The organism is Pseudoxanthomonas sp. LjRoot127, assembly GCF_964253495.1.
Taxonomy (GTDB): domain Bacteria; phylum Pseudomonadota; class Gammaproteobacteria; order Xanthomonadales; family Xanthomonadaceae; genus Pseudoxanthomonas_A.
Window position 1 is genome coordinate 1,646,644 of the sequence record NZ_CAXUQR020000001.1, and the last position, 24,909, is coordinate 1,671,552.

A 24,909-nucleotide genomic window follows, 5' to 3' on the forward strand; every position below is an offset into this window, starting at 1 on the left:
GCCTTTTTCCTCTCTCCGGAGTTCCCATGCGCATGTACAGGAAGTGCCTTGTCGTTTCCTTCTTGGGCCTGTTGGCCCTGGCGACCGCCTGCAGCAAGCACGAGATGGCCCCGGCCGACGCAGAGGTGGCGATGGAGTCCGCCCCGGCGATGGCCGAAGCCGCTAATGCCGCAGCAGCGGCGCCACCGCAGAAAAACCTGGAACCGCCACCGCTGCAGACACCGGGCGTCGATGCCTCGCAACTGGCCTCCGACGTGCTGGTGCAGGTGGATCCGCAACGCCGCTTCATCCGCACCGCCGCCGCGGAGTTCCAGGTGAAGGATGTCTACCGCACGGCGTTGGCGATCGAGGATGAAGTCGCGAAGCAGGGCGGTTTCACCGTCGACAACGACATCCAGGCACAAGTGCAGCGCGTGCAGAGCCGACCGATCGGCGACGGCAAGCGACTGGAGCTTTCCGAGTACCGGCTACAGGGCGAACTGACCGTGCGCGTGCCGAGCGAGCGGACCCAGGTATTCCTGCGTGCCATCGCATCGCAGATGGAGTTCCTGGAGCGCCGCAACTTCAGTGCGCGCGATGCGCAGTTCGAGCTGTTGCGTCAGCAATTGGCGCGGCAGCGCGCACAGGACCAGCAGCAGGAACTCGGCGACGCGGTGCAGGCAGGCGGCAAGCTCGCCGACAAGGCCGACGCCATCGAAGCGCGTGGCGAAGCGCGTGGCCAGCGCGACGAAGCCGTGATCGCGCAGAAAGAGTTCGAGGACCGCGTGGCGTTCAGCACCATCACGCTGTCGCTGCGTCAGGATGTGCAGGTACGCAAGGCAGAGCGCGTGGACGTGGATGCCGTGTTCCGCGACAACGGACCCGGCTTTTTCAGCCAGCTGGGCGATGCGCTGAGGGTGGGTTGGCGTGCCGGCCAGCAGGTCGTGGTGGCGCTGGCTGCCCTGTGGCCGGTGTGGCTGGTGGTGCTGGCGGCGGTGATCGGGTGGCGCCGTTGGCGCAGGAAGCCGTCCGCCGCGTGATCCTCACTCCTTGAGCCGCGGCAGGCCGTGCGCGTCGCGCTCTTCGACGACGGCGGCGTCATGGATTTCCTGCCGCATGTCGCGCACCGGCAAACGAACCGGCGCTTCTCCCCGCGCGGCCTTCACCACGTTGGCATGGCATTGCTGCGCCGACACGGTGTCGCCCGCTTCGTTGAAGCCGGTGGCCAGCTCTTCCCACGCATCGGCGCCGGCGCCCTGCGCGACCGCGCGATGGAGGAATTCCTGCGCTGCGGTCCACTGGCCCTGCTGCCGCGCGAGCCGTCCCAGCGTCACCAACAGGGCGGGACTGGCCGGGTGCGCGTGCAGCCAGTGCTGCGCGCTGGCGCGACGGGAATCCAGTTTGCCCACCGGCAGGCGGCCGTACAGGGCCACGAGGCTTTCGTCCCAGCGGGCCTCCAGGGCCTGTTCGATGCTGCGCGTCGCCGCGTCCTCCCAGCGCAGCGCGGCGGCCCGCTCCGCGTAGGCGGCCACGACAGGCGCCTGCACGCGCAAGGGTTTGGTCAGGGCTTCCCAGCGCTCGGCCAGTACGTTCGGATCGGCCGCTTCGCGCAACGACTGTGTGGCCAAGCGGATCTCCAGCGCGTCGAACGCGGACGGCGCCAAGGCCTGCTGCTGCTTCAATGCGCCCAACAACCCATAGGCCTCACCTGCGCGGGCGGTGGCCGCGAGCGCATCGGCGCGCAGTGCCAGGCCGCGCGGGGGCAGGGGTTGCACGTCGACGGCATCCAGCAGGGCCAGTGCTTCTTGAGGCTGTCCGCCATCGAGCGCGATCTGCGCGGCCGTGATCGCGTGCGCCTGGACGGACCGCTCGCGCAGTGCCGTCAAATGGCGCTGCACGGCCGCATCGTCGCCACGGGCCTGCGCCGCGCGCACCGCGGCCACGCGCGCGATCGCACCGACTTCCGTGTCGTCTGCGGCACGTTCGAGCAGCTTTTCCGCCTTCTGCCAATGCCCGGCGTGCAGGGCGTCCAGGCCATCGATGAGCCGTGCGCGCGCCTGCTTGCGACGATGGCGGCCCCATGCGCGGAACGGCAGCGACAGCAGGTGCCAGGACAACCAGGCCGCGGCCGTGATCAGCAGCAGGGCAAGCAGTGCGCGCGGGACATTGGTCTGCAGGTCGTACCCTGCGAACCGGAGGAACACCTCGCCGAGATCGCGATCCGTGGTCGCCATCCACTGCGACGCCAGCACGCCGGCCAGCAGCAGCACCAACAGCACCACCACGGTACGGAACACCTTCATAGCGCGGCCTCCTGCGGATCGGTGGATGGCGTCGACACCGGCAGGCGCACGCCCGCGCTGCGCAGTGCGCGCAGCTGCTGCAGCGTGCTGCCCAGTTCCGTGGGACGGACCGGCGCCGACGTCGCCTGCAATGTGCGCAACTGCGCGTGAACCTGCCGTCGTGCGGGTGAATCGGGCCACAAGCGCGGCAGCCAGCCCTCGACGCGCGCCAGTGCGGCGCGGAAGGCGGCATCGTCGTCGCGCTCCAGCGCGGCCCGCGCCAGACTGATCTCGATCTGCAGCGCCGCGTCGCCGGTGGCGCGGTCTTCCGGCGTCACCAGCGTGCTGTCGCGGGACGGACGCACGTCGACCAGCGGTGACAGCCACCGTTGCCAAGCCGGACGCGACGCCTGGTCGGCGACGGCGTCCCGCTCGCGCGGCAATCCGGGCAGGGCGGCGGCGATCGCCTCCAGCCGCTTCATGGCTGTCGCCTGCGGACCCTCGCCGAGCGCATCCAGCGCCGCGCGCTCCTGCGCCAGTGCCTGTTTCAGGTTGAGCAGTCGATGGTCGTCGATCCCGTCCAGGACGCCGGCGGCCAGCGCGTACGCCCGCCGCGCGCCCGCCACATCGCGTGCGATGTCCAGCCGCTGCGCGGCCTGCGAGAGCAACAACTCCACTTCATCCAGCCGCAGCGCCTGCGCGCCATGGCGGGTGGGATCGGTGAGCTTGGCCACGCTCTCCTCGAGCAGCGCACCACGCTGGCCCAGGCCGAGCACTTCGTCGCGCAGCACGCGGTTGGTAGCCGCCGCGTCCAGCAGGCGTTGTGCCTGCGCACGCTGGTCGCGACGCAGGGCATCGGTGCGCGACTCCAGCGCTTCAAGGCGTTGCTCCGCTGTCGACTGCAGCGTCTGCGCGCGCGCGTCGCGTTCCTGCCACCACGCCCAGCCCCGCCACGCGCCGATGCCGACCACCACCACCGCCAGCGCCGCCCACGCCAGGCGCGCGCGATGGCCGGAACCTTGCGGAGAAGAGGGCTGGTCGTTCACAGGCGTCCTTGGCTGCAGGCGAAACGTGATGGATGCCGCAGATGCTACCGGATGCCGGGGCAGCCGATCGTGCACGCCGCCTTCATCAGTTGGGCCGGTCGCGGTCCCTCGGCGAGCACCACATGGGCAAAGCCGGCTTCGCGTGCCGCGTCCACCAGGCGCTGGCTCGCGGCCGCCACCGGCAAGGCCTTGAACCGGGCGGCGAGGCTTCCCGGAAGTTGCGCCAGCACCTGTTCGAGCGCCGCGCCGCTGCTGAGCAGCAGGCAGGCAGGCGCATCCAGGGCGGCGAACGCCTCGATCGCGCGGGCATCCAGCGCCACTGGCTCGCGCCGGTAGACCTCCGCGAGGTGCACGCGGGCGCCGCGGGAGTGCAGCGTCGGAACCAGCAGGTTGCGACCGTCCGGCGCGGTGACGAAGCCCAGGGGTGTGCCGCGGATGCTGGCCAGTTCGGGCAGGGACAGCAGGCCTTCGCTGTCCATTCGTGCGGGAAACGAGACGTGTCCGATGCCGGCGCGCCGCAAGGCGGCGGCAGTACCGCTGCCTACGGCCAGCCAGGCCTGTCCGTCCCGGTCGCGCAGGGGCTGCAGCGCATGGGCCGCAGCGACCGCGGCCGGACTCGTGAACACCACGATCGGGCACGCGAGCGCAGCCCGCAAGGCATCGAGCGCCGCGCCATCGTCGCAGCGTCGGATGCGCCAGGGCGACAGGGCGAGCAGGCCGGCGCCGCGGCGGTGCGCGGCGCGCCTGAGCGCGTCGTGCCCGCCCTGGGGCCGCAGCGAGATGACGTACCATGCCGGCGGCGTTGGATGTCCCATGCGCGGATTATGAGTGATGCGTCCCGAAGAAGCCCTGCAGGAACTGAGCGACTATTGCGGCGGCATGCCGCCGGTGGCCGCGATGCGCGTGGAAGTGGAGGGATTCCGCGACGACGTCCTGCGGTTGACGGCGCCGCTGTCGGCCAACGTCAACGACAAGGGCAATGCGTTCGGGGGCAGCCTGACCTCGCTGATGACGGTGGCCGGCTGGGGTCTGGTGACGCTGAAGTTGCGGCTGGCCGGACTGAAAGCCGAGGTCTACGTGGCCGACAGCCAGATCCGCTACCTCGCCCCGCTCTACGGCGACCTGGTCGCGGAGGCGACCTTCGCGGAAGGCCAGTCGATGGAGGCCTTCATCGACACGCTCGTGCAGCGCGGTCGCGCCCGCATCCAGGTGGAGGCGAGCGTGCGGTTGCCTGAAGGCGGCATGGCTACCACGCTCAGCGGGCGGTTCGTCGCCATCGCGAAGCGGTAGCATGCCGGCATGACCGGGGGGTGCTCATGCGCGTGATCGTGAAATGGCTGCTGGCGGCGGGACTGTTGCTGGCGCTGGTGCCCGCGGCGGCGCAAGGCCGCCTGCAGCGCGGCAAGCTGCAGGAAGTCCAGGATGCGTATGCGGCCTCGATCCGCTGGGGCGATTTCGAGAATGCCTGGAAGGCCGTCGACCCGGCCTACAAGGCCGAGCATCCGATGACCGAGCTGGAGTTCGAGCGCTACCAGCAGGTGCAGATCTCGGGATACCGGGACCTGTCGACCAGCGGAGGTCCCGACGGAACCGTCGAGCGCGCGATCGAACTGCGCGTCATCAACAAGCACACCATGGCCGAACGGACGATGCGCTACCGCGAACGCTGGCGGTGGGATCCGGAACTGAAGCGCTGGTGGCTGGTGGTGGGCCTGCCCGACCTCTGGAACGGCGAATAGGCGAGCGACGCCCCGGCGGCGTCCTGTGCGACAATCGCCGCCCGCTCGAAGATCGCCAACTCCGTGAATTTCGAAGAAATCCTGGCTTTCGCCACCCGTTCTCCCTTCAACCAGATCCTGTCGCTCGCCCTCGTGGGCCTGACGGTCGCCATCATCTACACCGAGATCGCGCGCCTGTTCCGCGGCTACAAGGCGCTTCGCCCTGCCGAGCTGACCCAGCTGGTCAACAGCGAAAACGCCCTGGTCGTGGACCTGTCGGCGAGCAACGACTTCGAGAAAGGCCACATTGCGGGCAGCCGCAACGTACTGCCGAGCAACTTCGACCCCGAGAACAAGCTGCTGGCCGGCGCCAGGTCGCAGCCCGTCGTGCTGGTCTGCCGCACCGGCCAGGTCTCCGGTGGCGCTGCCAAACGCCTGAAGAAGGCGGGTTTCGAGAAGGTCTACGCGCTCGAGGGCGGCATCGCCGCCTGGCAGCAGGCGGACCTGCCGCTGGTCAAGGGCCGCTGATCCGTCCGTTCCCGTGGCCGCGGACCCGCCCTTGAAGCGGGCCCCGCGAGCCGCCATGACATAATTTCCATTCACCGCCGCAATCCAGATTCCGGAGTCAAAGAAATGTCCGACGAGACCACCAACGGCGCGGTCGCGCCTGCCGCCGAAGCCGCTGGCCCCGCTTTCACTGTCGAGAAGATCTACGTCAAGGACGTTTCCTTCGAAGTCCCCGGTGCGCCGGCGGTCTACGCCGAGAACGTGCAGCCGGAGCTTCAGCTCAACCTCAACCAGCGCGTGCAGCGCCTCGGCGAGAACGCCTTCGAAGTCGTGCTGGGCGTGACCCTGACCTGCAAGGCCGGCGACAAGACCGCCTACGTGGCGGAAGTGCAGCAGGCGGGCATCTTCGGCCTGATCGGCCTGGAGCCGCAGGCGGTCGACGTGCTGCTCGGCACCCAGTGCCCGAACATCCTGTTCCCGTACGTGCGCCAGCTGGTCAGCGACCTGGTGCAGGCCGGCGGCTTCCCGCCGTTCTTCCTGCAGCCGATCAACTTCGAAGCGCTGTACGCCGAATCGCTGCGCCAGCGCGCCGCGCAGGGCGGCGATGCCGGCCTGGCCAATTCGGAACCCGTCGGCAACGCCTGAGTCGGGGTGCACTGTCCCGTCGGGATGGCGTCGTACAGGGGTGACGGATGACTGATCTGCAATCCGCTGATCCGCTGAAGATCGCGGTGCTCGGGGCCGGTTCCTGGGGCACCGCGCTCGCCGCGCTGATGGCGAGGCACGGGCACGCGGTCACGCTGTGGGGCCGCGATGCCGCCGTCGCCGAGGCGATCGACCAGCGGCACGAGAACACCCGCTACCTGCCCGGTATTCCCCTGCCGGACAACCTGCGCGCCACCACGGACCTGGCCACTTCGCTCGCCGATGTGGACCAGGTTCTGGTCGTCGTGCCATCGCACGCCTTCACCGAGACGCTCCACAAGCTGGCGCCTCTGCGCCCGGCCAGGGCGGGTGTGGCGTGGGCGACGAAAGGCTTCGAAACAGGATCCGGCCGCTTCCTGCATGAGGTCGCCGAAGAGGTGCTGGGTCCGGAAGTGCCGATCGCGGTCGTCACCGGTCCCTCGTTCGCGAAGGAAGTCGCGCTGGGCCTCCCCACCGCCGTCACCGTGCACGGCGCCGATCCGGCGTTCGCGCAGGCGGTCGCCGACGTGATGCACGGCCCCGCGTTCCGCGCCTATACCGGCGACGACATGGTCGGTGCCGAACTCGGCGGTGCTATGAAGAACGTGCTGGCCGTGGCGACCGGCGTTTCCGACGGCATGCAGCTGGGCCTGAATGCCCGGGCAGGCCTGATCACGCGCGGCCTCAACGAGATGCTGCGCCTGTCCGCGGCGATCGGCGCCAAGCCGGAAACCCTGATGGGGTTGGCCGGTCTCGGCGACCTGGTGCTTACATGTACCGGTGACCTGTCGCGCAATCGACGCCTTGGCCTGGCCTTGGGCCGCGGCCAGTCGTTGCAGGACGCGGTGCGCGAGATCGGGCAGGTCGTCGAGTCCGTGCAGACGGCCGACGAAGTGATGCGCCAGGCGGACAAGCACGGCATCGACCTGCCGATATCCAGCGCGGTGCGCGCCGTGCTGCATGGCGACCTGACCCCGCGCGATGGCCTGCAGCACCTGCTCTCGCGCGAACAGAAGCCGGAATACCCGGAAACGCTGTTCAAGTAAGTGCCGTCGACATGCGACGAGACAAGCCCGGCCATGCCGGGCTTTTTCTTTGCGCAATGGAGCGCATCACACGAAGAAAAGCCCGGCCGTGGGGCCGGGCTTTGGGGTGCGACGCGGGGAGAGAGGACGCGTCGCGAGGGGAGCGTTGAGGATTACCAGCTGAAGCGGGGACCGACGAACCACTGGGTGTCGCCGTCGACCAGCTTGACGTCGGCCGAAGCGCTCCAGTTCGGGGTGAACTTCACCTGCGCGCCGAGACGGCCGTAGAACTCGCCGTCGTAGTCATCGCCATCTTCATAGCCCGCCAGCGCGTAGCCGTTGAGGCGGCTGGTCAGCGCGCTGTTTACGCCGACTTCGACGCTGTAACCGTCTGCGCTGTAGCTGGGGACGCGAACGCCGCCGATGTTGAAGCTGTCGGTTTTGGCCTTCTCGTAAGCAACACGGGTCAGCAGATCGACGCGCTGGGACAGCTCATGGTTGTAGCCCAGGCCGACGCGCCACTGGTCGAAATCGACGTTGACGTCGTCGACTTCCTGCGTGCTGTAGTCGGCGAAGACGTGGAAATTCGGGTGCAGCGCGACAGATCCCTTCAATGCCCAACCATCGGCATCGGGGCCATCGATATTCGTGGCGGTGTAGCCGCCTTCCACATAGTTGTAGGAAACGCCTTCCGCGGCCGACGCGGCGAACGGAGCGGCAGCCAACAGGGTCAGGGCAAGCAAGGACTTCTTCATGGGACGTCTTTCTCTCTAGTTGTTGTGTGTCCGTCGCTCCAGGGAAGCGACGGTGCACGAAGTATCCGCCGCCGCTCACAACACCTCCTGAATACCAAACTTAGCGGTACATAAATTGCGCGGACACGATGGGAACTTTCAGCAGTTGCGCGATTGCAATTCCCGTCGGGGCATGAAGTGTGTCCCGTTTCGTGGCGTCGCGACGAATGAAACAGCAAGCGGATGGATACCGCAGCGCGTGCAAACGCGCATGTTTTTCCGGGGCGTCAGGAGACACGCAGGATGGAAGGACAAGACAGGAACCCGGTGCTCGGGGTGGAACGCGAAGACGGGGTCGATCAGACCGACATGCTGCGACTGGACGATGCACGCTGGGAGGCGATCCTGGCCGCGTTGCCGCCCCTGGTCCGCGCGCGTGCCCTGAATGGCGAGCGGACGCGGGCATTCCTCGAAGCGGTGTTGTGGGTCGCCGTCACGCGGCAACCGTGGGGTCGGCTGCCCCTGGCATGGGGGCGGTGGCACAGCATCTATGTCCGCTTCACCCGTTGGGCACAGGACGGCATCTGGGATGACGTGATCGCGTCGCTGCAGGCGCACGCGGACATTGCCGATCCGCTCCGCCAACTCGTCAGCACGTACAGGCTCTCGCACCACCCTGCGTCGCTTGCGCGCCGCTCGGGTCCGCGATTCACGCCGTTCTGAGGGCGCGCCGGATCCGGGAACCGGGGATGCCGACATGCGCCGGTGCATGGCGGGGGCAGGGCGGCAAACACAGACGCCATCGGCCATCGAGACATCGCAGCACGGCGCGCAGACGCTGGCGACATCGGTCGCCGCACGCCTGACAACGAGGGCGATGGCATCAGCCTGTGGGGGTATCCGTATCGTGGGCGTCGGGCGACTGGCGCGCGACGATGCTGGTGGCGGTCAGGTCACCCGTGACATTGCCCGTCGTGGCGAACACATCGGGAATGGTGTCCACCGCCAGCAGGAGGCCCAGCGGTTCGATCGGCAGGCCCATCGACTGCGTCACCGGCATCACCGTGGCCATGAAACTCACCTGGCCCGGCAGGCCGATCGAACCCAGGCTGATCACCACTGCAAGTGCGGCGCCGGCGGCGAGCGTGACGGCGTTGACGTCGATGCCATAGGCCCACGCGACGAAGCATGCCGCCACGATGTACTGGATCGGGCTGGTGATGCGGAACAGCGTCACCGCCATGGGCAACACCAGCGCGGCGACGGCGCGCGGATGTCCCAGGCGGAAGCGCGCGCTCTCCACCATCGCCGGCAGCGAGGCGAGCGAGGATTGCGTGCTGGCAGCCACGACCTGCGCGGGCAGGATCGCCTTTGCGAACGCGAGCGGCGACTGCCGCGCGAACACCGCGACCAGCACGTAGCAGATCAGCGTCGCGCCGAGGTACATGCCGCACTGCAGGGCGATGTAGCCCGCCAGCGCACCGATGACGCCGATACCGGCCTGCGCGCACACAGCGAGTACCAGGGCGAACACGCCGATCGGCGCTGCCAGCAGCATCCAGCGCACGATCACGATCATGGTGTCGGCGATCCCGTGGCAGAACCCGATGATCTGCGCGCGGCGATCCTCCTGCACGCGCGTCAGCGCGAATCCGAAGAACAGCGCGAACACGACTACCGGAAGCATGGCGCCCTGGGCGGCCGCCATGATGGCGTTGCTGGGAACGATCGAACCGATCCAGTCGGCCAGCCCCGGCGCGGCAACCTCACCGGAGGCCGGCAGCGTGCCGTGCAAGGTGGCGGTCAACGCGGCACTCGGCGGCACCATCGACAGGATGAGGGGCGCGACGATGGCCGCGTAGGCCGCGAACAGCGACAGCAAGGCGATGAAGACCACCATCGCGCGCCGCGCCACGCGGCCGGAAGCCGCAGCATCGCTCGCCGTCGCGACGCCCAGGATCACCAGCGACAGCACCAGCGGCACCACCGTCATCTGCAGTCCACTGAGCCACAGCTTGCCGATGGGCTGCGCGATGGCAACCGCCGTGGCGGCACTCGCAGGTGACCAGTGCGCCAGCGCCAGGCCTACCACGGCACCGGCGGCAAGACCCAGAAGCACGCGCGCCGTGGCGCCTGGCCACCTCATCGCACCGCCTCCGGCAACTGCCAGTCATGCGCCAGGCGCGCGTACTCGGCACGCGGCAGCAGCACGAAGACCGGGCGCGCATCAGGGCGCAGCCAGCGCAGCACACCGTCCATCGTCTCGGCTGCCATCGCCGTGCAGCCGGCGGTCGGCTCGCCCGGCGTGCGCCACAGGTGCGCGAAGATGCAGCTGCCGGCGCGCGGCGTAGCCTTCGGGTTGTGGCCGATCACCAGGCCCTCCCGATAGCGCACATCGCCCTTGTTGTGCAGGTCCAGCCGCATCGGCTCGGTCGAGCCCTTCGCGGCGGCCTCGCCTTCCGTGCGCGTATCGATGATGCGGTTGTAGAGCGGGGAATCCGGTACGTCGATGCAATAGCTGGTCGCCTGCATCGGGCGGTACGGCATGGCCGTGTCGGCCTTGTCGGCATAGCCGAAGGCCTCGCCCAGCGTGAACACGCCTGCGGGGGCACGGCCATCGCCCTCCTGCTTCTGCGGTCCCCGCGCCTGCGCCGGGTGCAGGCCCAGACCCCAGGCGCTGCCATGGCGTCCGACCGAAACCGGCGCTGCGGCCGCCGCCGCCTGCCACCGGCCGTCGCGCAACTCGAAACGCTGCAACGTAGCGTCGGTGGCATCCCATCCCTCGGTCACCACCAGCACCAGCTGGCGCGCGTCGCGCCAGGGCTGCGACGCGGGCGCATCGGCGGCGAGTGCAGGGCCGCTGCTCGCGATCAGGGCGAGGGTCAGCGCGAACGATCCCAACGGGAGACGCGGAAACGACAGTAAGGGCATCACGACTCCAGCAGATGGTGGATGCGTTCGAGGTTGATGGCGAGCTGACGGTTGCGGTCCGGATTGGACTGGCACAGCAGCACGAACACGAAGTCGAGCAGCGATTGCAGCGACGAGCGATAGAGCAGCTGTTCCACGTGCGGCGCGGGATCATGCGCCGAGATCACCAGCGCGGCGTCGGCGTGCGCACGCAAGGGATTGGCCGTATGGCGCGTGATCGAGATGACCTTGCCCTCACAGGCCTGGAACTGCCGGCTCACCTGCGAGAGCTCGGGCAGTTTGCCGAACTCGGAAAACATCAGCAGCACGTCGCCGGGACGCACGGCCGACAGGTTGGCCATCATCAGGATCGGATCGGCGTGGTGCACCGTCAGCAGTCCCAGCAGCGACAGCCGCATCGCGAACTCGCGCGCGAACAGGCCATCGTCGCCCAGGCCGCACACGAACACCTTGTCGGCCCCGTCGATCAGGCTGACGATCGGCTCGATGTGCGCGCGCGGGTTGAGGCTGCGGGTTTCCTCCTCGGCCGCCATCTTGCTGCGGCGCAGGCCGTCCTGCAGCTGCTGGTAGGCATCGCCGGCGTCGTCGCTCTCGGCGTGCGGCGGCATCGCGTGGCCATTGCCGTTGCGGGCGACGGCTTCGCCGATGGTGTACTTGAGGTCGGGGTATCCCTTGAACCCGAACTTCTGCGCGAACTTCACCACGCTGGACTGGCTGATGCCGAGCGCGCTGGCGAGCTGTTGCGACGAGTAGTCGCGCAGCAGGTGCGCGTTGTCGAGGATGAAGTCGGCGATGCGGCGTTCGATGGCCGACATCTGGTCGCGTTCGGAGCGGATCTTCACCAGGGAGGTTGTCATGGCGTGAGTGTGATGGCGGTGGACGGTGCTGACAACGGGCCATCGCCACCGGGCTCAGCCCGGCAGCATCTCCAGGCCACGGATCTCGCGGATACCCAGGCCCGGCGCCTCGGTGATGGTGATCTCCGACTCGTTGAAGATCACCCCGCCCTCGACGGGGTTGAACTGTCCCAGCGAGGGTCCGTCCAGGTCGACCTTGGTGATGACGTTGGCCTTCGCTGCCGCGACGTGCACGGCGGCGGCCACGCTGATGCTGGTCTCGATCATGCAGCCGATCATGCACTCCACGCCGTACAGCGAGGCGATGTCGGCGATGCGGATGGCGTTGGAAATGCCGCCCGTCTTCATCAGCTTGATGTTGATGATGTCGGCGGCACGCATCTTGATCAGATCGATGACCTCGGTCGGGCCGAACACGCTCTCGTCGGCCATCACCGGCGTGTGAACGCGGTCGGTGACGTACTTCAGGCCGTCCAGGTCGCGCGCCTTCACCGGCTGCTCCAGCAGTTCCAGGACGACGCCAGCGTCCTCCAGGTGCTGCATGGCGAACACGGCCTGCTTGGCGGTCCAGCCCTGGTTGGCGTCCAGGCGCAGCAGCGCCCGGCCTTCCACCGCGGAGTAGATGGCCTTGACCCGTTCGATGTCCAGCCCGATGTCCTTGCCCACCTTGATCTTCAGTGACTCGAAGCCGCGCTCCACCGCGCTGATCGAGTCGGCCACCATCTTGTCGATGTAGTCGACGCTGATGGTGATGTCGGTGGTGATGACCGGGTCGCCACCGCCGAGCATCTTGTACAGCGGCGCGTCGTACAGCTGCGCCCACAGGTCGTACACCGCGATCTCGACGGCCGCCTTGGCACTGGTGTTGCGCTCCAGGGCGGTCTGCACCAGGTCGGTGATGTGGTTGAGGTTGGCGATCTCCTGTCCGATCAGCCGCGGGCGGATGAACTTGCCGATCGCCTCGACGATCGAGCCGTGGGTGTCGCCGGTGATGACCGCGGTGGCAGGCGCTTCGCCATAGCCCACATGGCCGGTGTCGGTATGCACGATGACCACGATGTCCTCCACCGTGTCGACGGTGCGCAGCGCGGTCTTGAACGGTGTCTTCAGCGGCACGCGCAGCATGCCGAAGGTGATGTCGGTGATCTTCATGGAGCCCCTTGGGGACGGATGCGCTGGATGGCGGTGATGCGATCGACGGTGGATTGCTCGCTGTTGAACAGCAAGGGCTCCAGCGGCGTGACGGCGACCGAGTTGAGCGTGGTGCGGACCACGCGGCCGTCGGCGCCGCGATAGGTGATGCCGGTGGTGTCGTGGATGGTGTACGTGGTGCCGTTGTCGTGTCCGATCACCATCATCACGTGGCCGGGGATGTAGATCAGGTCGCCGACCTGCAAGCTGCGGAGGACCTCCAGCCGCTTCTCGTGGCTGTCGCCGACATCGAAGCCGATGCGTTCGAGCGCGGGACTGACCGCCTGGGCGCTGGTGTTGCGGGGCAGGATGATGCCCATGCTGCGGTACACCTCGGAGACGAAGCCGCTGCAATCGCGGCTGTCGTAGCGGTGGCCCCAGCCATAGCGTTCGCCCAGGAACTTGAAGCTCTGGCGGAGCAGGTTGGCCGGGGTGTACGGCAGGTAGTCGGGGGCGACGTCGGCCGTCCTGGGCAACAGCGCGGGCAGCAGTGCGAGCGTGCCGTCATCGCGGCGTACCGGCAGCTGGATGACATGCGAGGTATAGGGATGCTGCCCGTTCACCGGCTTGTCGGCCGGCCAGTCGGCCAGCACCGGGACGCGCACGCCCATGTCCAGCTGCAGTGCCGACAGTCCGGGCTCCTCCGGGTTGTGGACCGTGCGCGCGGTGGCGCCGGTGACCACCAGCGCGGACGGGCCCGCGCCGTATCCGAACACCATCTCACGCGCGCCTTCGCCGACGTGGCGTTTCTCGATCCAGGCGGCGTAGAGCGGGCTTACCACGAAGTACCACGCGCCGTCGGCGCTGGTATGGGCGATCACGACCGGAGTGCCGGGGAACAGCGCACTTTCCTGGAATCGGTCGATATCGGTGTCGTCCTTGCTGCTGAATACGTGCTCGCGTGTCGGGAACGTGCGCAGGTCGGCGCGATGCACGACCAGGCCGTAGCGTGCAGGCGCACGGGTCGGAATGGCATCCAGCGCTGCGTTGGCGACGAACCCGGCGAGCTGTTCGCGGGTGATGTCGCGTCCCTTGTCGTCGTACAGCGTCCGGGTGGGGGCCGAGGACAACGGGTCGAGCCACGCGCGCACGTCGGCGCGCGTCAGTTCCGCGGGCAGGCGTTGCAGGTCATGCACATGACGATCGCGCTGCCACATCTGTTCGTTCTGCGCCGCGACGCCCCGGGTGTCCAGCAGCAGGCGGTCCGGTGCGGACAGGCGGCGGACCCAGTCCTCGGGCTGGAGATGCCGCGCCTGTACTCCGATGACGGCATGCGCCGGGACGGCCAGCGGCTCTTGCGCGATCGACGGCAGCGCGGCGAACAACCCGCCGAGCAGCGCGAGCGCACCCAGCGCCTGCGGCAGACCTGCACGGTCCCTGGGCCGGTACGACATCGGTGTGTTCATCCCATCCCCTTTTCCAGAACCCTCGCCCGCCACCATGACGCCATGGCCGGGGCGGTTTCCACAAGAATATTTATTTCTTCCGTCATAAAAATCAAGAATAAATTATTGACCCTTGCGTTCACGTCGTGTTACACAACCGCGACCAGTCGGCGTGGGGATGTGCGACGTGGATGCGAGCAGAAGCCAGCACGGGGTGACAGGACGCGACAGGCGGGCCCGACGGCGCCTGGCGGCGTGGCTGTCGCTGTGCGGGTGGCCGATAGTACTCCCGGTACCCGGCCTGGCCGAGGCCGGCGATCCGCTCGCGGCCATCGTCGCCGACATCGACCGGGGGCATTTCCAGCAGGCGGAAGACGCGATCGCCCGGGCGCTTGCGGACGGGGCGGCGGATGATGCCCGTCGCCAGGCCCTGCAGTTCCAGCGCGAGCGCATGCGCCGCATCCGGCTGGATTTCACCCTCGATGCCGACGCCGTGCGCGAGCGCGTGCGCGCGCAGATTCCCGACCTGAGCGATGAGGAATTCCAGCGCTGGGACCGGGCCGGCCTGATCGAGCGGCTCGACATCGACGGACGGCCCCTCTATTTCAACCGGTCGGCGTCGAACCTGTTCCGAGTGAGCCCGGAAGCGGCCGCGCGCCGCGCGCCGCCGGTGCGACCGTTCGCCCAAGGGCCATACGAAGCGCTGCACCGCCATCATCGCGACGTGGTGCAGGTCAGCAAGGCGACCGCTGCGAGCAGCGTGCTGCCGCGGCGCGTACGCATCACCCATACCGTGAGCGTGAAGCCGGATGCCGTACCCGCAGGCGAGACCATCCGCGCCTGGCTGCCGTACCCGCGCGCCATCGCGGGGCAGCAGGAGGCGATCGCATTGGTCGCCAGCCAGCCCGCGCGCCCGCAGATCGCGCCCGAACGCGCGCTGCAACGCACCGCCTACCTCGAGCAGCCTGCCCTCGCGGGACAGCCGACCACGTTCTCGGTGACATACGAGGTCACCGTGCATGCACGCCGCGTGGCGATCGATCCCGAGCGGGTGGAGCCCGTGACCGCCACGCCGGCGCTGGCGCCGTTCCTCGCCGAGCGGTCGCCGCACGTGGTCTTCAGCGATGACCTTCGTCGCTTCAGCGAGCAGGTCGTGGGTGACGAGAGGAATCCTTACCGCGTCGCGCAGAAGCTGTTCGCGGCCGTGGACCGTATTCCCTGGGCCGGCGCGCGCGAATACTCCACGATCAGCAACATCAGCGACTACGCGTTTCGCGCCGGCCATGCCGACTGCGGCCAGCAGACGCTGCTGCTGATCACGCTGCTGCGCATGAACGGCATTCCCGCGCGCTGGCAGTCGGGGTGGGCGTACTCCGAAGACGTGGAAGGCCACGACACCATGCACGACTGGGGCGCGCTGTACCTGGCGCCCTACGGCTGGGTACCCATGGACGTGACCACCGGCCAGCTGGCTTCGGACGATCCGGCGCTGCGCTGGTTCTACCTGGGCGGCCTGGACGCCTACCGCGTCGCCTTCAACGACGACTACTCGCGCGAGTTCATCCCCGCCAAGCAGCACGCCCGGTCCGAGACCGTGGACCTGCAGCGCGGGGAAGTGGAGTGGCGGGGCGGGAACCTCTACTTCGACCAGTGGGATTACCAGTTCGAATGGACCGTGCTGCCCCGGGACGGGCGCGGCTGACGAAACACACCACCACACGATTCACCACCATCTTTAGCAGGAGAGAGCGGGGATGAAAGGCAAGGTTCTGAAGAAGGCGGCACTGGGCATGGCGCTGGGTGCCTGCCTGGCGTCGATGGCGCCGCTGGCGATGGCGCAGAGCGCGACGGGCGCGGTCGCGGGCCGTGCGAACGCGGGCGACCAGATCACGATCACCAATACCGCCACCGGCGCGACGCGCTCGGTGACCGTGGGCGGCGATGGCGGCTACCGCCTTGCCCAGTTGCCGGTCGGCGACTACCAGTTGCAGGTCAAGCGCGCCGGCCAGGACGTGGGCGATGGCGTGGCGGTCAATGTCTCGCTGGGCGGGACCACCACCGTCAACCTGGGCGGCGACGGCGCCGTGGTGAACCTCAACGCGATACAGGTGGTCGGTTCGCGCGTGGTCAATCGCGTGGACGTGCGGTCCACGGAGTCCGCGACCAACATCAACCGCCAGGAGCTGGCACGCCTGCCGGTCGACCAGAGCCTGAGCTCCGTCGCCTTGCTTGCGCCGGGCGTCGTCAATTCGGGCGCGACGTTCGGCGGCCTGTCCTTCGGGGGTTCCTCGGTCGCCGAGAACGCCATCTACATCAACGGACTCAATGTCACCGATCCGTACCGCCGCCAGGGCTTCTCGTCGGTGCCGTTCGGCTTCTACGAAGAGGTCCAGGTCAAGACGGGCGGCTACTCGGCGGAATTCGGGCGCAGCACCGGCGGCGTCATCAATGCGGTCACGCGATCGGGCAGCAACGAATTCCAGGCCGGTGCGGAGCTGACGCTCGAGCCCTCCGCATGGGAAGCCTCGAAGGAAGACCACTTTCATCGCGATGGCACGCTGGACGAGCGCAACCGCACCAGCCGCGACACGAGTCCGTTCTACAAGGCCAACGTGTGGGCATCCGGCGCGATCGTGAAGGACCGCCTGTTCTTCTTCGCGATGTACGAGATGCGCGACAGCCAGCCCAAGGACATCGACACGATCGAGGCCTGGAAGACCAAGAGCAACAATGATTTCTGGGGCGCCAAGCTGGACTGGCGGATCAACGATGACCACGCGCTGGAATTGCTCGCCTTCTCCGACAAGGCGGACTCGGAAACCACCAAGTACGGCTACACGTGGGACACCGGCATGCTGGGCAACTGGCGGGGCGGCAGTACCGCGGGTTCCGGCGGCGATAACTGGTCGTTGACGTACACGGGACACTTCGGGGACAACTTCACCGCCAAGGCGATGTACGGCGTTAACGAGCGCAGTGCCCTCAGCGGTACGCCGCTCGACGCCGACTGCAGCATCGTCACCCGGTCCGGCAGCTACACGACCCGCTTCGGGGCGGAGACAATCCCCGAGGGTTGCCACCCGACCGACACCAGCATCAGCAGCCGTTACGACAAGCGCGAAGCGGCGCGCCTGGATTTCGAATGGACGCTGGGCGATCACCTGCTGCGCTTCGGCCTGGACCAGGAGATCATGGATTCGGACAGCTCGGTGGTCTACCCGGGCGACGGCGTCAGCTACCAGGCGCAGGCCGCGAATGCCGGCGCCGTGCTGCCCAACGGTGCGCTGGTGCCGGCAGGCGTCACCCGCATCATCGACGCGCGCCGCTACATCACGGGCTCTCCCGTCACCACCGAGGCACAGGCGTTCTATGTGGAGGACAACTGGAGCGTCACGCCCAACCTGCTGCTGAACCTGGGCCTGCGTTTCGACAAGTTCCACAACAAGCTCGCCTCCGGCGCCACTTTCGCCAAGGCCGACTTCTCGGACATGATGGCGCCGCGCGTCGGCTTCAGCTGGGACATGAAGGGCGACGGTACGACCAAGCTCTTCGGCAACGCCGGTCGTTACTACATTCCGCTCACCAACAAGCTGACCGACTACTTCGGTGGCGGCACCACGGACGAGCACACCTACTACGTGCTCAATGGCTGGATCCAGCAGACGCACCCGGTCACCGGTGCGACGTACCTGGTCCCGGACCTGGGGCCGCAGATCGGTCCGGTGAACACGGATGGCAACGCGCCTGCGCCGGACGATGTGCGCACCGCCGTCGCCAAGGACCTCAAGCAGGTCTTCCAGGACGAGTACATCCTCGGTTTCCAGCAGGCGATCAACCAGGCCTGGTCGTACGGCGTCAATGCGACGTATCGCAAGGTCACCCGGGCGGTGGAGGATGCGCGCATCAACCACGTCGCGGGTTGCCCGTGGTACTCCGGCGACTGGCCGATCATCAATCCGGGCGAGAGCACCACCCTGTGGTGTCCCGATACCGACGACTGGGTGCAGTTCGATTCCTCGCAGGACGGCTACATCGCCAGCGGCAGCGGCAACATCATGGGCTACAAGAAGCCCCGCCGGACCTACAAGGCGGTGGAATTCCAGCTGGACCGCGCGTGGGACGACAAGTGGGCGTTCAACGCCAGCTACCTGTGGTCGAAGTCCGAGGGCAACATCGAAGGGCCGGTCAATTCGGACACCGGCTACGCGGATACCAACCTGGTGCAGTACTACGATCATCCGGCGGTCAACGAGCGCTATGGCGTGCTGTTCAACGACTTCCGCCACCAGATCAAGCTGCGCGGCAGTTACAAGTTGAACGAGCAGTGGAGCTTCGGCGCCACGCTCTCAACGCGGTCCGGTGGGCCGATCACGGCGTTCGGCGTGGTGTGGCCTGACGACAACCGTGCGGCGGGCGGCCCCGGCGAGTTCAGCGGCGGTGGCTCGGGCTGGCTGTGCTATTCGTCGCCCACGAACAACTGCGCCAACTGGGCGACGCGCCAGCTGACGTATTCGGAGCGCGGCGCATTCGGCCGCATGCCGTGGGTCACCGACGTGGGTGCGAACGTCACCTGGACGCTGCCGGTGGAGGGCATCGACCTGAAGGCCCGGCTGTCCGTGTACAACCTGTTCAACAACCAGACCGTCATCAACGTGCACTCGCGTTACGAGGCGCAGCCTGGCGTGCAGCTTCCGCACTTCGGCCAGGGAACGGTCTGGCAGGCGCCGCGCTACACCCAGCTCGTGGTGACCTGGACGTTCTGACCGCACAGCGCATGCGATCTGGCGTGTGTCTCTCCCGTGGCCTGCCGTTCGCGGCAGGCCTTTTCTTTTCCGTGCCGTGCTATTCCTATGCACGGCTGCTTCCCGAGGTGTCTCCCATGACGAAGCGCGTCACGTTCGCGTGCAGAACCGCCCTCCTGGCCGCGTTGGTCCTCGTCCTCGGCGCCTGCGCCCATTCCGGCCCGCGCAATCCGCTCGCCACATGGGTGCCGTCGAAGAATTTCGACGAGCGCCGACCTGTGGTGATCGTGCTGCACTACACGGAACAGGATTCGGTGGAACAGTCGCTGGATACCCTGCGCAGCCGCAACAGCGGGGGACGCGTGAGTTCCCACTACCTGCTCGGCAAGGACGGCAAGGTCTATCAGCTGGTGAGCGATACCCGACGCGCCTGGCATGCCGGTGCGGGTCGCTGGGGCGCGATCACCGACGTCAACAATGCGTCGATCGGCATCGAGATCGACAACGACGGCAAGAGCCCGTTTCCCGATGCGCAGATCGACAGCCTGATCGTGCTTCTGCGCGACCTGACCACGCGCCTGCGCATTCCCCCCACGCAGGTCATCGGCCATTCTGACCTGGCGCCGTCGCGAAAGATCGATCCTGGCCCGCTGTTCCCATGGAAGCGCCTGCACGACGCCGGTTTCGGCCTGTGGCCCGCGGCCGGTGCGGGCGAACCGCCGCCCGGTTTCGACCCCTGGCTGGCGCTGCAGGCCATCGGCTATTCCATCGACAACCGGGGCGACACCGTGCGCGCCTTCCATCATCGCTTCCGCGGCATGGAGGGCAGCGAACTCGACGCCGAAGACCTGCGCATCCTGCACGCATTGACCTCCACCGCCACGCCGCTGCCCCAATGAACAGGAATATTCAAGTCAGTTTTTTCGCTGATCAAGAATAATTTATTGACTCATCGCGGGGCGCGTGCTACACCGCCATGAAAGGGGTTTTCGTGTTGTCCCGCCGGAGAATGTTCGGATCCGGCAACGCAGTAACCGGCGGGGTGCCGGCGCAGTAACCGAACCAACAGGCAATGCCTGCGCTGCGTCGCCGGAACCGGACGCGCCGGGTGGCACGCATGGGGATCCATACGCGCGGGGAATGACGGCAACAGCGCGGCGATGCGCCCGGACAGGGCGGGGCCGTGCGCCATTTCCCCGGGCGGCGTGCACCACGCACCGCAGGCATCGTATCGGCCACGTATCGCCGCGTTCTTACCTCCAGGAGATTCCGCATGCCCTCTCGCTCCCGCACGCTCACGCCCCGCCATCTCGCCGTCGCCATCGTGCTGGGGCTCGCCGTACCCGGCGTGGGACTCGCGCAGGAGGCGGCATCTGCGACGCAGGGCGAGGCACGCACGCTGGAAACCGTTTCCGTCACCGGCTCGCGCATCAAGCGGACCGACGTCGAGGCGGCGCTGCCCATCACCATCATCCAGAAGGCGGAGATCGAAGCCCAGGGCATCACCTCCGCCGAACAGCTGCTGCAGTTCCTCAACATCGCCAGCAACGGCTCGGACAGCCTGGCGGCGAACGCCGGCATCGCGCCGGCCGACCTGCGCGGCAACAACGGCGTTTCCGGCGCCAACCTGCGCGGCCAGGGCGCCGATGCCACGCTGGTGCTGTTGAACGGTCGCCGCGTCGCGACGCACGGCCTGCGTGGCCAGGCAGTCGACCTCAACTCGATCCCCTTCGCCGCGATCGACCGGGTGGAAGTGCTGCGCGATGGCGCCTCGGCGGTCTACGGTACCGATGCGATCGGCGGCGTCATCAATTTCATCACCCGCAGCGACTACCGCGGCATCACGCTCAATGCCGGCGTCGACGTCACCCAGGAGGGCGGCGGCAACGTCTACACCGCCAGCGTACTCGGCGGGTGGGGCGACATCGATGCCGACGGGTGGAACGCGTGGGGCACCCTGAACTACCGCAAGAACGAGATCCTGCTCGGCACCGACCGCGATTTCTCCAACACCTTCCAGCCCGAGCGTGGCCTGTCGCCGGATACGCGCGGCACGCCCTTCGCCACCGTGTCGAACATCGCCGGCGGCCTCATCAACGGCACGCTGGTGAATCCGGCCGGTGGTCCCAACCAGGCGCTGGTCAACACGCTCAACCTGCCGGGTGGGCCCGGATGCGAGGCCGGCGGCGACATGATGGGGCCGTACGCCTACCAGCTGTGGGGCGTCGCCAATTCGCGCTATGCGTGCGCCTGGGATTACCCGGCCGCGCAGGTCATGCAGCAGCCGCAGGAGAGCCTGCAGGCGCTGGGCCGGGCCAGCTTCAAGATCAGCGACAATCACCAGTTCTACGTCGAAGCGATGGGCTCGCGGACCGAATCCAACCGCCAGTTCGAAGCCCAGCAGATCACGTCGAGCGCCTCGACGGCGGCATCGGCGCTCGGCCCGAGCACGTGGTTCCCGTACCTGCCCAACGATGCGCAGGCGCTGGCCACCTACAACATGATCTACAACGCGCTGGCCAACTACTTCGGCACGGCCAACCTCGTGTACGGCAACCGCATCGCCTACCGCTGGCGCTGCGAGGTCTGCGGGCCCCGCCAGATCGAGACGACCACCAAGGCATACCGCCTGCTGGCGGGCGTCGAGGGCAGCATCGGCACGTGGGACTACGACGTTGGGCTGTCGCGCGCCTCCAGCGAGGCCGAATCGGTCCTCGGCACGGGCTACTACTTCACTCCCGCCTTCAAGGCCGCGCTGGGCAGCGGCATGCTCAACCCCTTCCTGATGCCCGGGCAGGAGCAGCGCGCCGAAGGCATCGCGATGCTGCAGGCCGCGTCGGCGGCGGGCACGCGCCTGTACGGCGGCGAGTCCACGGTCACCACGCTGGACGCTGCGTTCTCCGGCGGCCTGGGCTTCAACCTCTGGGGCGGCGAAGTCCAGGCGGCGGTCGGCATCGACCTGCGCCGCGAGGAGTTCGAGTTCGGCTCGGTCGAAGAAGGCATCACGCTGGACAACAGCTACATCTTCGGCGCGCCGTTCGATGCGGCGAACAACATGCCGAAGGTGACGCGCGACGTGAAAGCGGTCTATGCGGAAGCCTTCCTGCCGGTCGTCGACAGCCTGGAGCTGAGCCTGGCCGTGCGCCGTGACGATTACGACGGTTTCGGCAGCACGGTGAACCCGAAGTACTCCTTCAAGTGGCAGCCGATCGATGCGCTGGCGTTCCGCGGCGCGTACAGCACCGGCTTCAAGGTGCCCGAGTTCACCAAGCTCTTCAGCGGCGTCACCGAAAGTCCTTACACGGGCTTCGATCTGGCCGACCCGGCCAGCTGCCCCGGCGGCGCGGCCAACCCGGCCGTGCCCGGTTGCGAAGCGATCCAGCCGGACATCCTGACCGGCGGCAAGTCCGACCTGAAACCCGAGGAGTCCAAGCAGAAGAGCTTCGGTCTGGTGTTCGCGCCGACCGGCAACTTCAACATGAGCCTGGACTGGTGGGAGATCGAGCGGACCAACACGATCCGCGTGCCCAACCAGGCGACGCTGATCGCCAACTACGACCTGTTCACGGCCAACTGGATCCGCGATGCGTCGGGCGAGGTCATCGCGATCGACCGCCGCTTCATCAATTCCGGCGGCACGCTGATCAGCGGCATCGAGCTCGACGCCAACCTGACCGGCGAACTGGCCGGCGGCACATGGCGCATCAACCTCAACGGCAGCTACATCGACAGCTTCCAGGAAAAAGCCCTGGAAACCTCGCCGTACGGCAACAACCTGGTCGGCAAGTACGTCCGCTACTACAGCCTGCCGCTGAAGTGGAAGCACACGCTGGGCTTCAACTGGGCCAAGGGCGACTGGGCGCATACCCTGACCCAGGTCTATCGCGACGGGTACAAGGACGAACTGCCGGTCAGCGTCGCCAATGGCAGCTACGTGCCCGATGACTGGAACCCGAACGTCGACGACTACATCACGTACAACTACAGCCTGACATGGACGGGTATCGAGAACACCAAGCTCACCTTCGTGATGCGCAACGTGCTGAACGAGGATCCGCCGTTCACCGCGCACCAGAACGACTTCGCGTCCGGCGCCGCGTGGGAGCCGCGCGTCGCCGATCCGCGCGGCCGCTCGTTCGCGCTGATGGTCGAGTACAAGTTCGACTGACCTGATCCGCGCCCGGATCGATGGTATCGGGGCCGCCGCCGGCAACCGGCGGCGGCCCCCCTGTTTGCAGGATGCGAGGCCTGCGGTAACGCGGAACCCGAATCACGCCATGAAGCACGTCCTTGTCTGCCTTGCGCTGCTGGCGCCCGTCGCGCATGCGGCACCCGCCAACGATGCCTTCGACATCGCGGTGGAACAGACCTTCGAGCGATATCGGTTGCCCGGATTGGCGGTGGGCGTCATCCGCGATGGCGACATCGTCTACACCCGTACGCTCGGCGAACGGGAGGCCGGTGGCGGCGGGAAGATCGACAACGACACGCTGTTCAAGATCGCGTCCAACAGCAAGGCGATGACGGCGGGCGTGCTCGCGCGCCTGGTCGATGCCGGCAGGCTGAAGTGGGACGACCCGGTCATCAAGCACCTGCCGCAGTTCCGCATGCACGACCCGTGGGTCACGCAGCAGATGCAGGTGCGGGACCTGCTGATCCACAACAGCGGCCTGGGCCTGGGTGCCGGCGACCTGATGCTGTGGCCCGAACCGAACCGCTTCACCCGCGCCGACATCATTGCAGGCCTGCAACATCTGAAGCCCACGCACAGCTTTCGCGCCGACTATGCCTACGACAACCTGCTGTACGTCGTGGCGGGTGAGGTCGCGGCCGCCGCAGGCGGTGCGTCGTACGAGGAACTGGTGAAGCGCGAACTGTTCCAGCCGCTCGGCCTGTCGCGCTGCCAGGTGGGCGAGTGGAACCGGACCGAAGTCGGCAACGTGGCGCAACCGCATATGCGCACGCCGCAGGGCAACCGTGTCATCCGCGAGGACGGCGACATCGTCCCCAACGTCACGTCGATGGCGGCCGGCGGCATCCGCTGCAGCCTCGATGACATGCTGGCGTGGATGCGCATGTGGTTATCGCCGGATGCGGCGCCTGCGTGGCTGTCGCCGGTACAGCGCAAGGCCGTGTGGACCGCGCACATGCCCATGCCGGTGAGCGCGCGCATGCGCGCGTGGGACAACACCCATGTCTCGGCCTATGGCTATGGCTGGCGCCTGTCGGACGTGGATGGGGCGTGGAAGGTTGCGCACACCGGCACGCTGGCCGGCATGTACTCGTCCGTCATCCTGCTGCCCGACCAGCGCACGGGGATCGTCATCCTCATCAACGGCGAAGGCGAAGCCGCGCGCACGGTACTGGGGCAGGTACTGACCAAGCACTTCACCGATCCGCAATCGATGCCCACGGTCGACTACTACGCAGGTCTGCTGGATCACGAGCGTGCAGGCGAGCGGGCCGCCAAACCAAAGCCTGACACGCGGCATCGCGTCCCCGCCGGAGCCCGGAGCTTGGACGACTGGACGGGCCATTACCAGGATCCATGGTTCGGCAAGGTCGCGCTGTGCCGGGATCGCGGGCAGGTCCGGTTCGCATCCGAGCATTCGCCGATGCTGACGGGCACGGTCATGCGGGTCGACACACGCTGGCTGGTGGACTGGGATGACGAGAGCGTGGACGCGGAGCCGTGGCTGCACTTCGGCACCGCATCGGGCGGCGTCGCCACGTTGACGCTGAGCCATGTCGATCCCGACGCCGATTTCAGCTACGACTACCAGGACCTCGCGTTCGTCCGCACGGCGTCGTGCGATGGAGGGCGATGA

General features: G+C 67.6%; 21 protein-coding genes. 12 read left to right on the forward strand and 9 right to left on the reverse strand.

Going from position 1 to position 24,909, the window contains the following annotated elements; all coding sequences use genetic code 11:
- Positions 1 to 26 precede the first annotated feature (26 nt).
- Positions 27 to 1,019 (forward strand): DUF4349 domain-containing protein, encoded by a 993-nt coding sequence (locus ACSQ19_RS07750; RefSeq protein WP_435995977.1) that lies wholly within the window; start codon positions 27 to 29, stop codon positions 1,017 to 1,019.
- Positions 1,020 to 1,022: 3 nt separating this feature from the next.
- Here ACSQ19_RS07750 and ACSQ19_RS07755 read toward each other — a convergent pair whose 3' ends face one another.
- From ACSQ19_RS07755 to ACSQ19_RS07765, 3 genes are read right to left on the reverse strand one after another with little or no spacing between them, the layout of a single operon-like run.
- Entirely contained in the window at positions 1,023 to 2,282 is a 1,260-nt protein-coding gene (locus ACSQ19_RS07755; protein ID WP_435995979.1) for a heme biosynthesis protein HemY, read from the reverse strand.
- Positions 2,279 to 3,307: a uroporphyrinogen-III C-methyltransferase gene (locus ACSQ19_RS07760; protein ID WP_435995981.1), complete on the reverse strand. Its 1,029-nt coding sequence runs from the start codon at positions 3,305 to 3,307 to the stop codon at positions 2,279 to 2,281. Before ACSQ19_RS07760 ends, ACSQ19_RS07755 begins: the two co-directional genes overlap by 4 nt.
- Before the next feature lie 44 nt (positions 3,308 to 3,351).
- Positions 3,352 to 4,122, reverse strand: coding sequence for a uroporphyrinogen-III synthase (locus ACSQ19_RS07765; protein ID WP_435995983.1), 771 nt, complete (start codon positions 4,120 to 4,122; stop codon positions 3,352 to 3,354).
- Between the two features lie 16 nt (positions 4,123 to 4,138).
- On the opposite strand from ACSQ19_RS07765, the gene ACSQ19_RS07770 reads away from it, so the two are divergent.
- The 5 genes from ACSQ19_RS07770 to ACSQ19_RS07790 all read left to right on the forward strand — a co-directional run bounded on the left by ACSQ19_RS07770 (position 4,139) and on the right by ACSQ19_RS07790 (position 7,262).
- Complete coding sequence (locus ACSQ19_RS07770) at positions 4,139 to 4,597, forward strand: YiiD C-terminal domain-containing protein (RefSeq protein ID WP_435995985.1); 459 nt, start codon at positions 4,139 to 4,141, stop codon at positions 4,595 to 4,597.
- A gap of 26 nt (positions 4,598 to 4,623) precedes the next feature.
- On the forward strand, positions 4,624 to 5,046 hold the full coding sequence (locus tag ACSQ19_RS07775; protein WP_435995987.1) for a hypothetical protein: 423 nt from the start codon (positions 4,624 to 4,626) through the stop codon (positions 5,044 to 5,046).
- A 63-nt stretch (positions 5,047 to 5,109) separates the two neighbouring features.
- Positions 5,110 to 5,553 (forward strand): rhodanese-like domain-containing protein, encoded by a 444-nt coding sequence (locus ACSQ19_RS07780; protein WP_435995989.1) that lies wholly within the window; start codon positions 5,110 to 5,112, stop codon positions 5,551 to 5,553.
- A gap of 105 nt (positions 5,554 to 5,658) precedes the next feature.
- Entirely contained in the window at positions 5,659 to 6,177 is a 519-nt protein-coding gene (secB, locus tag ACSQ19_RS07785) for a protein-export chaperone SecB (protein ID WP_296278585.1), read from the forward strand.
- 47 nt (positions 6,178 to 6,224) lie between these two features.
- The gene (locus ACSQ19_RS07790; RefSeq protein ID WP_296278584.1) at positions 6,225 to 7,262 is read left to right on the forward strand and encodes an NAD(P)H-dependent glycerol-3-phosphate dehydrogenase; all 1,038 of its coding nucleotides are present in this window, start codon (positions 6,225 to 6,227) and stop codon (positions 7,260 to 7,262) included.
- Between the two features lie 152 nt (positions 7,263 to 7,414).
- Here ACSQ19_RS07790 and ACSQ19_RS07795 read toward each other — a convergent pair whose 3' ends face one another.
- The gene (locus tag ACSQ19_RS07795; protein ID WP_435995992.1) at positions 7,415 to 7,996 is read right to left on the reverse strand and encodes an OmpO family porin; all 582 of its coding nucleotides are present in this window, start codon (positions 7,994 to 7,996) and stop codon (positions 7,415 to 7,417) included.
- Positions 7,997 to 8,278: 282 nt separating this feature from the next.
- On the opposite strand from ACSQ19_RS07795, the gene ACSQ19_RS07800 reads away from it, so the two are divergent.
- Positions 8,279 to 8,698 (forward strand): transposase, encoded by a 420-nt coding sequence (locus ACSQ19_RS07800; RefSeq protein WP_296278582.1) that lies wholly within the window; start codon positions 8,279 to 8,281, stop codon positions 8,696 to 8,698.
- Between the two features lie 160 nt (positions 8,699 to 8,858).
- On the opposite strand, the gene ACSQ19_RS07805 is transcribed toward ACSQ19_RS07800, so the two are convergent.
- From ACSQ19_RS07805 to ACSQ19_RS07825, 5 genes are read right to left on the reverse strand one after another with little or no spacing between them, the layout of a single operon-like run.
- Entirely contained in the window at positions 8,859 to 10,121 is a 1,263-nt protein-coding gene (locus ACSQ19_RS07805) for a dicarboxylate/amino acid:cation symporter (RefSeq protein ID WP_435995995.1), read from the reverse strand.
- Positions 10,118 to 10,906 (reverse strand): L,D-transpeptidase family protein, encoded by a 789-nt coding sequence (locus ACSQ19_RS07810; protein ID WP_435995997.1) that lies wholly within the window; start codon positions 10,904 to 10,906, stop codon positions 10,118 to 10,120. Before ACSQ19_RS07810 ends, ACSQ19_RS07805 begins: the two co-directional genes overlap by 4 nt.
- A complete protein-coding gene (locus ACSQ19_RS07815) occupies positions 10,906 to 11,763 on the reverse strand; it encodes a MurR/RpiR family transcriptional regulator (protein WP_299344993.1) in 858 nt (285 codons plus the stop codon). The genes ACSQ19_RS07810 and ACSQ19_RS07815 overlap by 1 nt, the downstream gene beginning before the upstream one ends.
- Before the next feature lie 54 nt (positions 11,764 to 11,817).
- Positions 11,818 to 12,915, reverse strand: a complete 1,098-nt coding sequence (locus ACSQ19_RS07820; RefSeq protein ID WP_296278578.1) for a dipeptide epimerase — start codon at positions 12,913 to 12,915, stop codon at positions 11,818 to 11,820.
- Positions 12,912 to 14,360, reverse strand: a complete 1,449-nt coding sequence (locus ACSQ19_RS07825) for an SH3 domain-containing protein (RefSeq protein ID WP_435996000.1) — start codon at positions 14,358 to 14,360, stop codon at positions 12,912 to 12,914. The genes ACSQ19_RS07820 and ACSQ19_RS07825 overlap by 4 nt, the downstream gene beginning before the upstream one ends.
- Before the next feature lie 244 nt (positions 14,361 to 14,604).
- On the opposite strand from ACSQ19_RS07825, the gene ACSQ19_RS07830 reads away from it, so the two are divergent.
- The 5 genes from ACSQ19_RS07830 to ACSQ19_RS07850 all read left to right on the forward strand — a co-directional run bounded on the left by ACSQ19_RS07830 (position 14,605) and on the right by ACSQ19_RS07850 (position 24,909).
- Positions 14,605 to 16,041: a transglutaminase-like domain-containing protein gene (locus ACSQ19_RS07830; RefSeq protein ID WP_436000904.1), complete on the forward strand. Its 1,437-nt coding sequence runs from the start codon at positions 14,605 to 14,607 to the stop codon at positions 16,039 to 16,041.
- A 52-nt stretch (positions 16,042 to 16,093) separates the two neighbouring features.
- On the forward strand, positions 16,094 to 19,102 hold the full coding sequence (locus tag ACSQ19_RS07835; protein WP_435996002.1) for a TonB-dependent receptor: 3,009 nt from the start codon (positions 16,094 to 16,096) through the stop codon (positions 19,100 to 19,102).
- Between the two features lie 116 nt (positions 19,103 to 19,218).
- Positions 19,219 to 19,980, forward strand: a complete 762-nt coding sequence (locus tag ACSQ19_RS07840) for an N-acetylmuramoyl-L-alanine amidase (protein WP_435996004.1) — start codon at positions 19,219 to 19,221, stop codon at positions 19,978 to 19,980.
- A gap of 374 nt (positions 19,981 to 20,354) precedes the next feature.
- The gene (locus ACSQ19_RS07845) at positions 20,355 to 23,249 is read left to right on the forward strand and encodes a TonB-dependent receptor plug domain-containing protein (protein ID WP_435996006.1); all 2,895 of its coding nucleotides are present in this window, start codon (positions 20,355 to 20,357) and stop codon (positions 23,247 to 23,249) included.
- 109 nt (positions 23,250 to 23,358) lie between these two features.
- Positions 23,359 to 24,909 (forward strand): serine hydrolase, encoded by a 1,551-nt coding sequence (locus ACSQ19_RS07850; RefSeq protein WP_435996008.1) that lies wholly within the window; start codon positions 23,359 to 23,361, stop codon positions 24,907 to 24,909.

Bases quoted from the DNA above. Each gene is read 5' to 3' on its own strand.
- ACSQ19_RS07820 (WP_296278578.1), bottom strand. From the start codon at position 12,915: ATGAAGATCACCGACATCACCTTCGGCATGCTGCGCGTGCCGCTGAAG.
- ACSQ19_RS07815 (WP_299344993.1), bottom strand. From the start codon at position 11,763: ATGACAACCTCCCTGGTGAAGATCCGCTCCGAACGCGACCAGATGTCG.
- ACSQ19_RS07790 (WP_296278584.1), top strand. From the start codon at position 6,225: ATGACTGATCTGCAATCCGCTGATCCGCTGAAGATCGCGGTGCTCGGG.
- ACSQ19_RS07850 (WP_435996008.1), top strand. From the start codon at position 23,359: ATGAAGCACGTCCTTGTCTGCCTTGCGCTGCTGGCGCCCGTCGCGCAT.
- ACSQ19_RS07775 (WP_435995987.1), top strand. From the start codon at position 4,624: ATGCGCGTGATCGTGAAATGGCTGCTGGCGGCGGGACTGTTGCTGGCG.
- ACSQ19_RS07825 (WP_435996000.1), bottom strand. From the start codon at position 14,360: ATGAACACACCGATGTCGTACCGGCCCAGGGACCGTGCAGGTCTGCCG.
- ACSQ19_RS07840 (WP_435996004.1), top strand. From the start codon at position 19,219: ATGACGAAGCGCGTCACGTTCGCGTGCAGAACCGCCCTCCTGGCCGCG.
- ACSQ19_RS07800 (WP_296278582.1), top strand. From the start codon at position 8,279: ATGGAAGGACAAGACAGGAACCCGGTGCTCGGGGTGGAACGCGAAGAC.
- ACSQ19_RS07765 (WP_435995983.1), bottom strand. From the start codon at position 4,122: ATGGGACATCCAACGCCGCCGGCATGGTACGTCATCTCGCTGCGGCCC.
- ACSQ19_RS07810 (WP_435995997.1), bottom strand. From the start codon at position 10,906: ATGCCCTTACTGTCGTTTCCGCGTCTCCCGTTGGGATCGTTCGCGCTG.
- ACSQ19_RS07805 (WP_435995995.1), bottom strand. From the start codon at position 10,121: ATGAGGTGGCCAGGCGCCACGGCGCGCGTGCTTCTGGGTCTTGCCGCC.
- ACSQ19_RS07835 (WP_435996002.1), top strand. From the start codon at position 16,094: ATGAAAGGCAAGGTTCTGAAGAAGGCGGCACTGGGCATGGCGCTGGGT.
- ACSQ19_RS07755 (WP_435995979.1), bottom strand. From the start codon at position 2,282: ATGAAGGTGTTCCGTACCGTGGTGGTGCTGTTGGTGCTGCTGCTGGCC.
- ACSQ19_RS07795 (WP_435995992.1), bottom strand. From the start codon at position 7,996: ATGAAGAAGTCCTTGCTTGCCCTGACCCTGTTGGCTGCCGCTCCGTTC.
- ACSQ19_RS07750 (WP_435995977.1), top strand. From the start codon at position 27: ATGCGCATGTACAGGAAGTGCCTTGTCGTTTCCTTCTTGGGCCTGTTG.
- secB (WP_296278585.1), top strand. From the start codon at position 5,659: ATGTCCGACGAGACCACCAACGGCGCGGTCGCGCCTGCCGCCGAAGCC.
- ACSQ19_RS07770 (WP_435995985.1), top strand. From the start codon at position 4,139: ATGCGTCCCGAAGAAGCCCTGCAGGAACTGAGCGACTATTGCGGCGGC.
- ACSQ19_RS07845 (WP_435996006.1), top strand. From the start codon at position 20,355: ATGCCCTCTCGCTCCCGCACGCTCACGCCCCGCCATCTCGCCGTCGCC.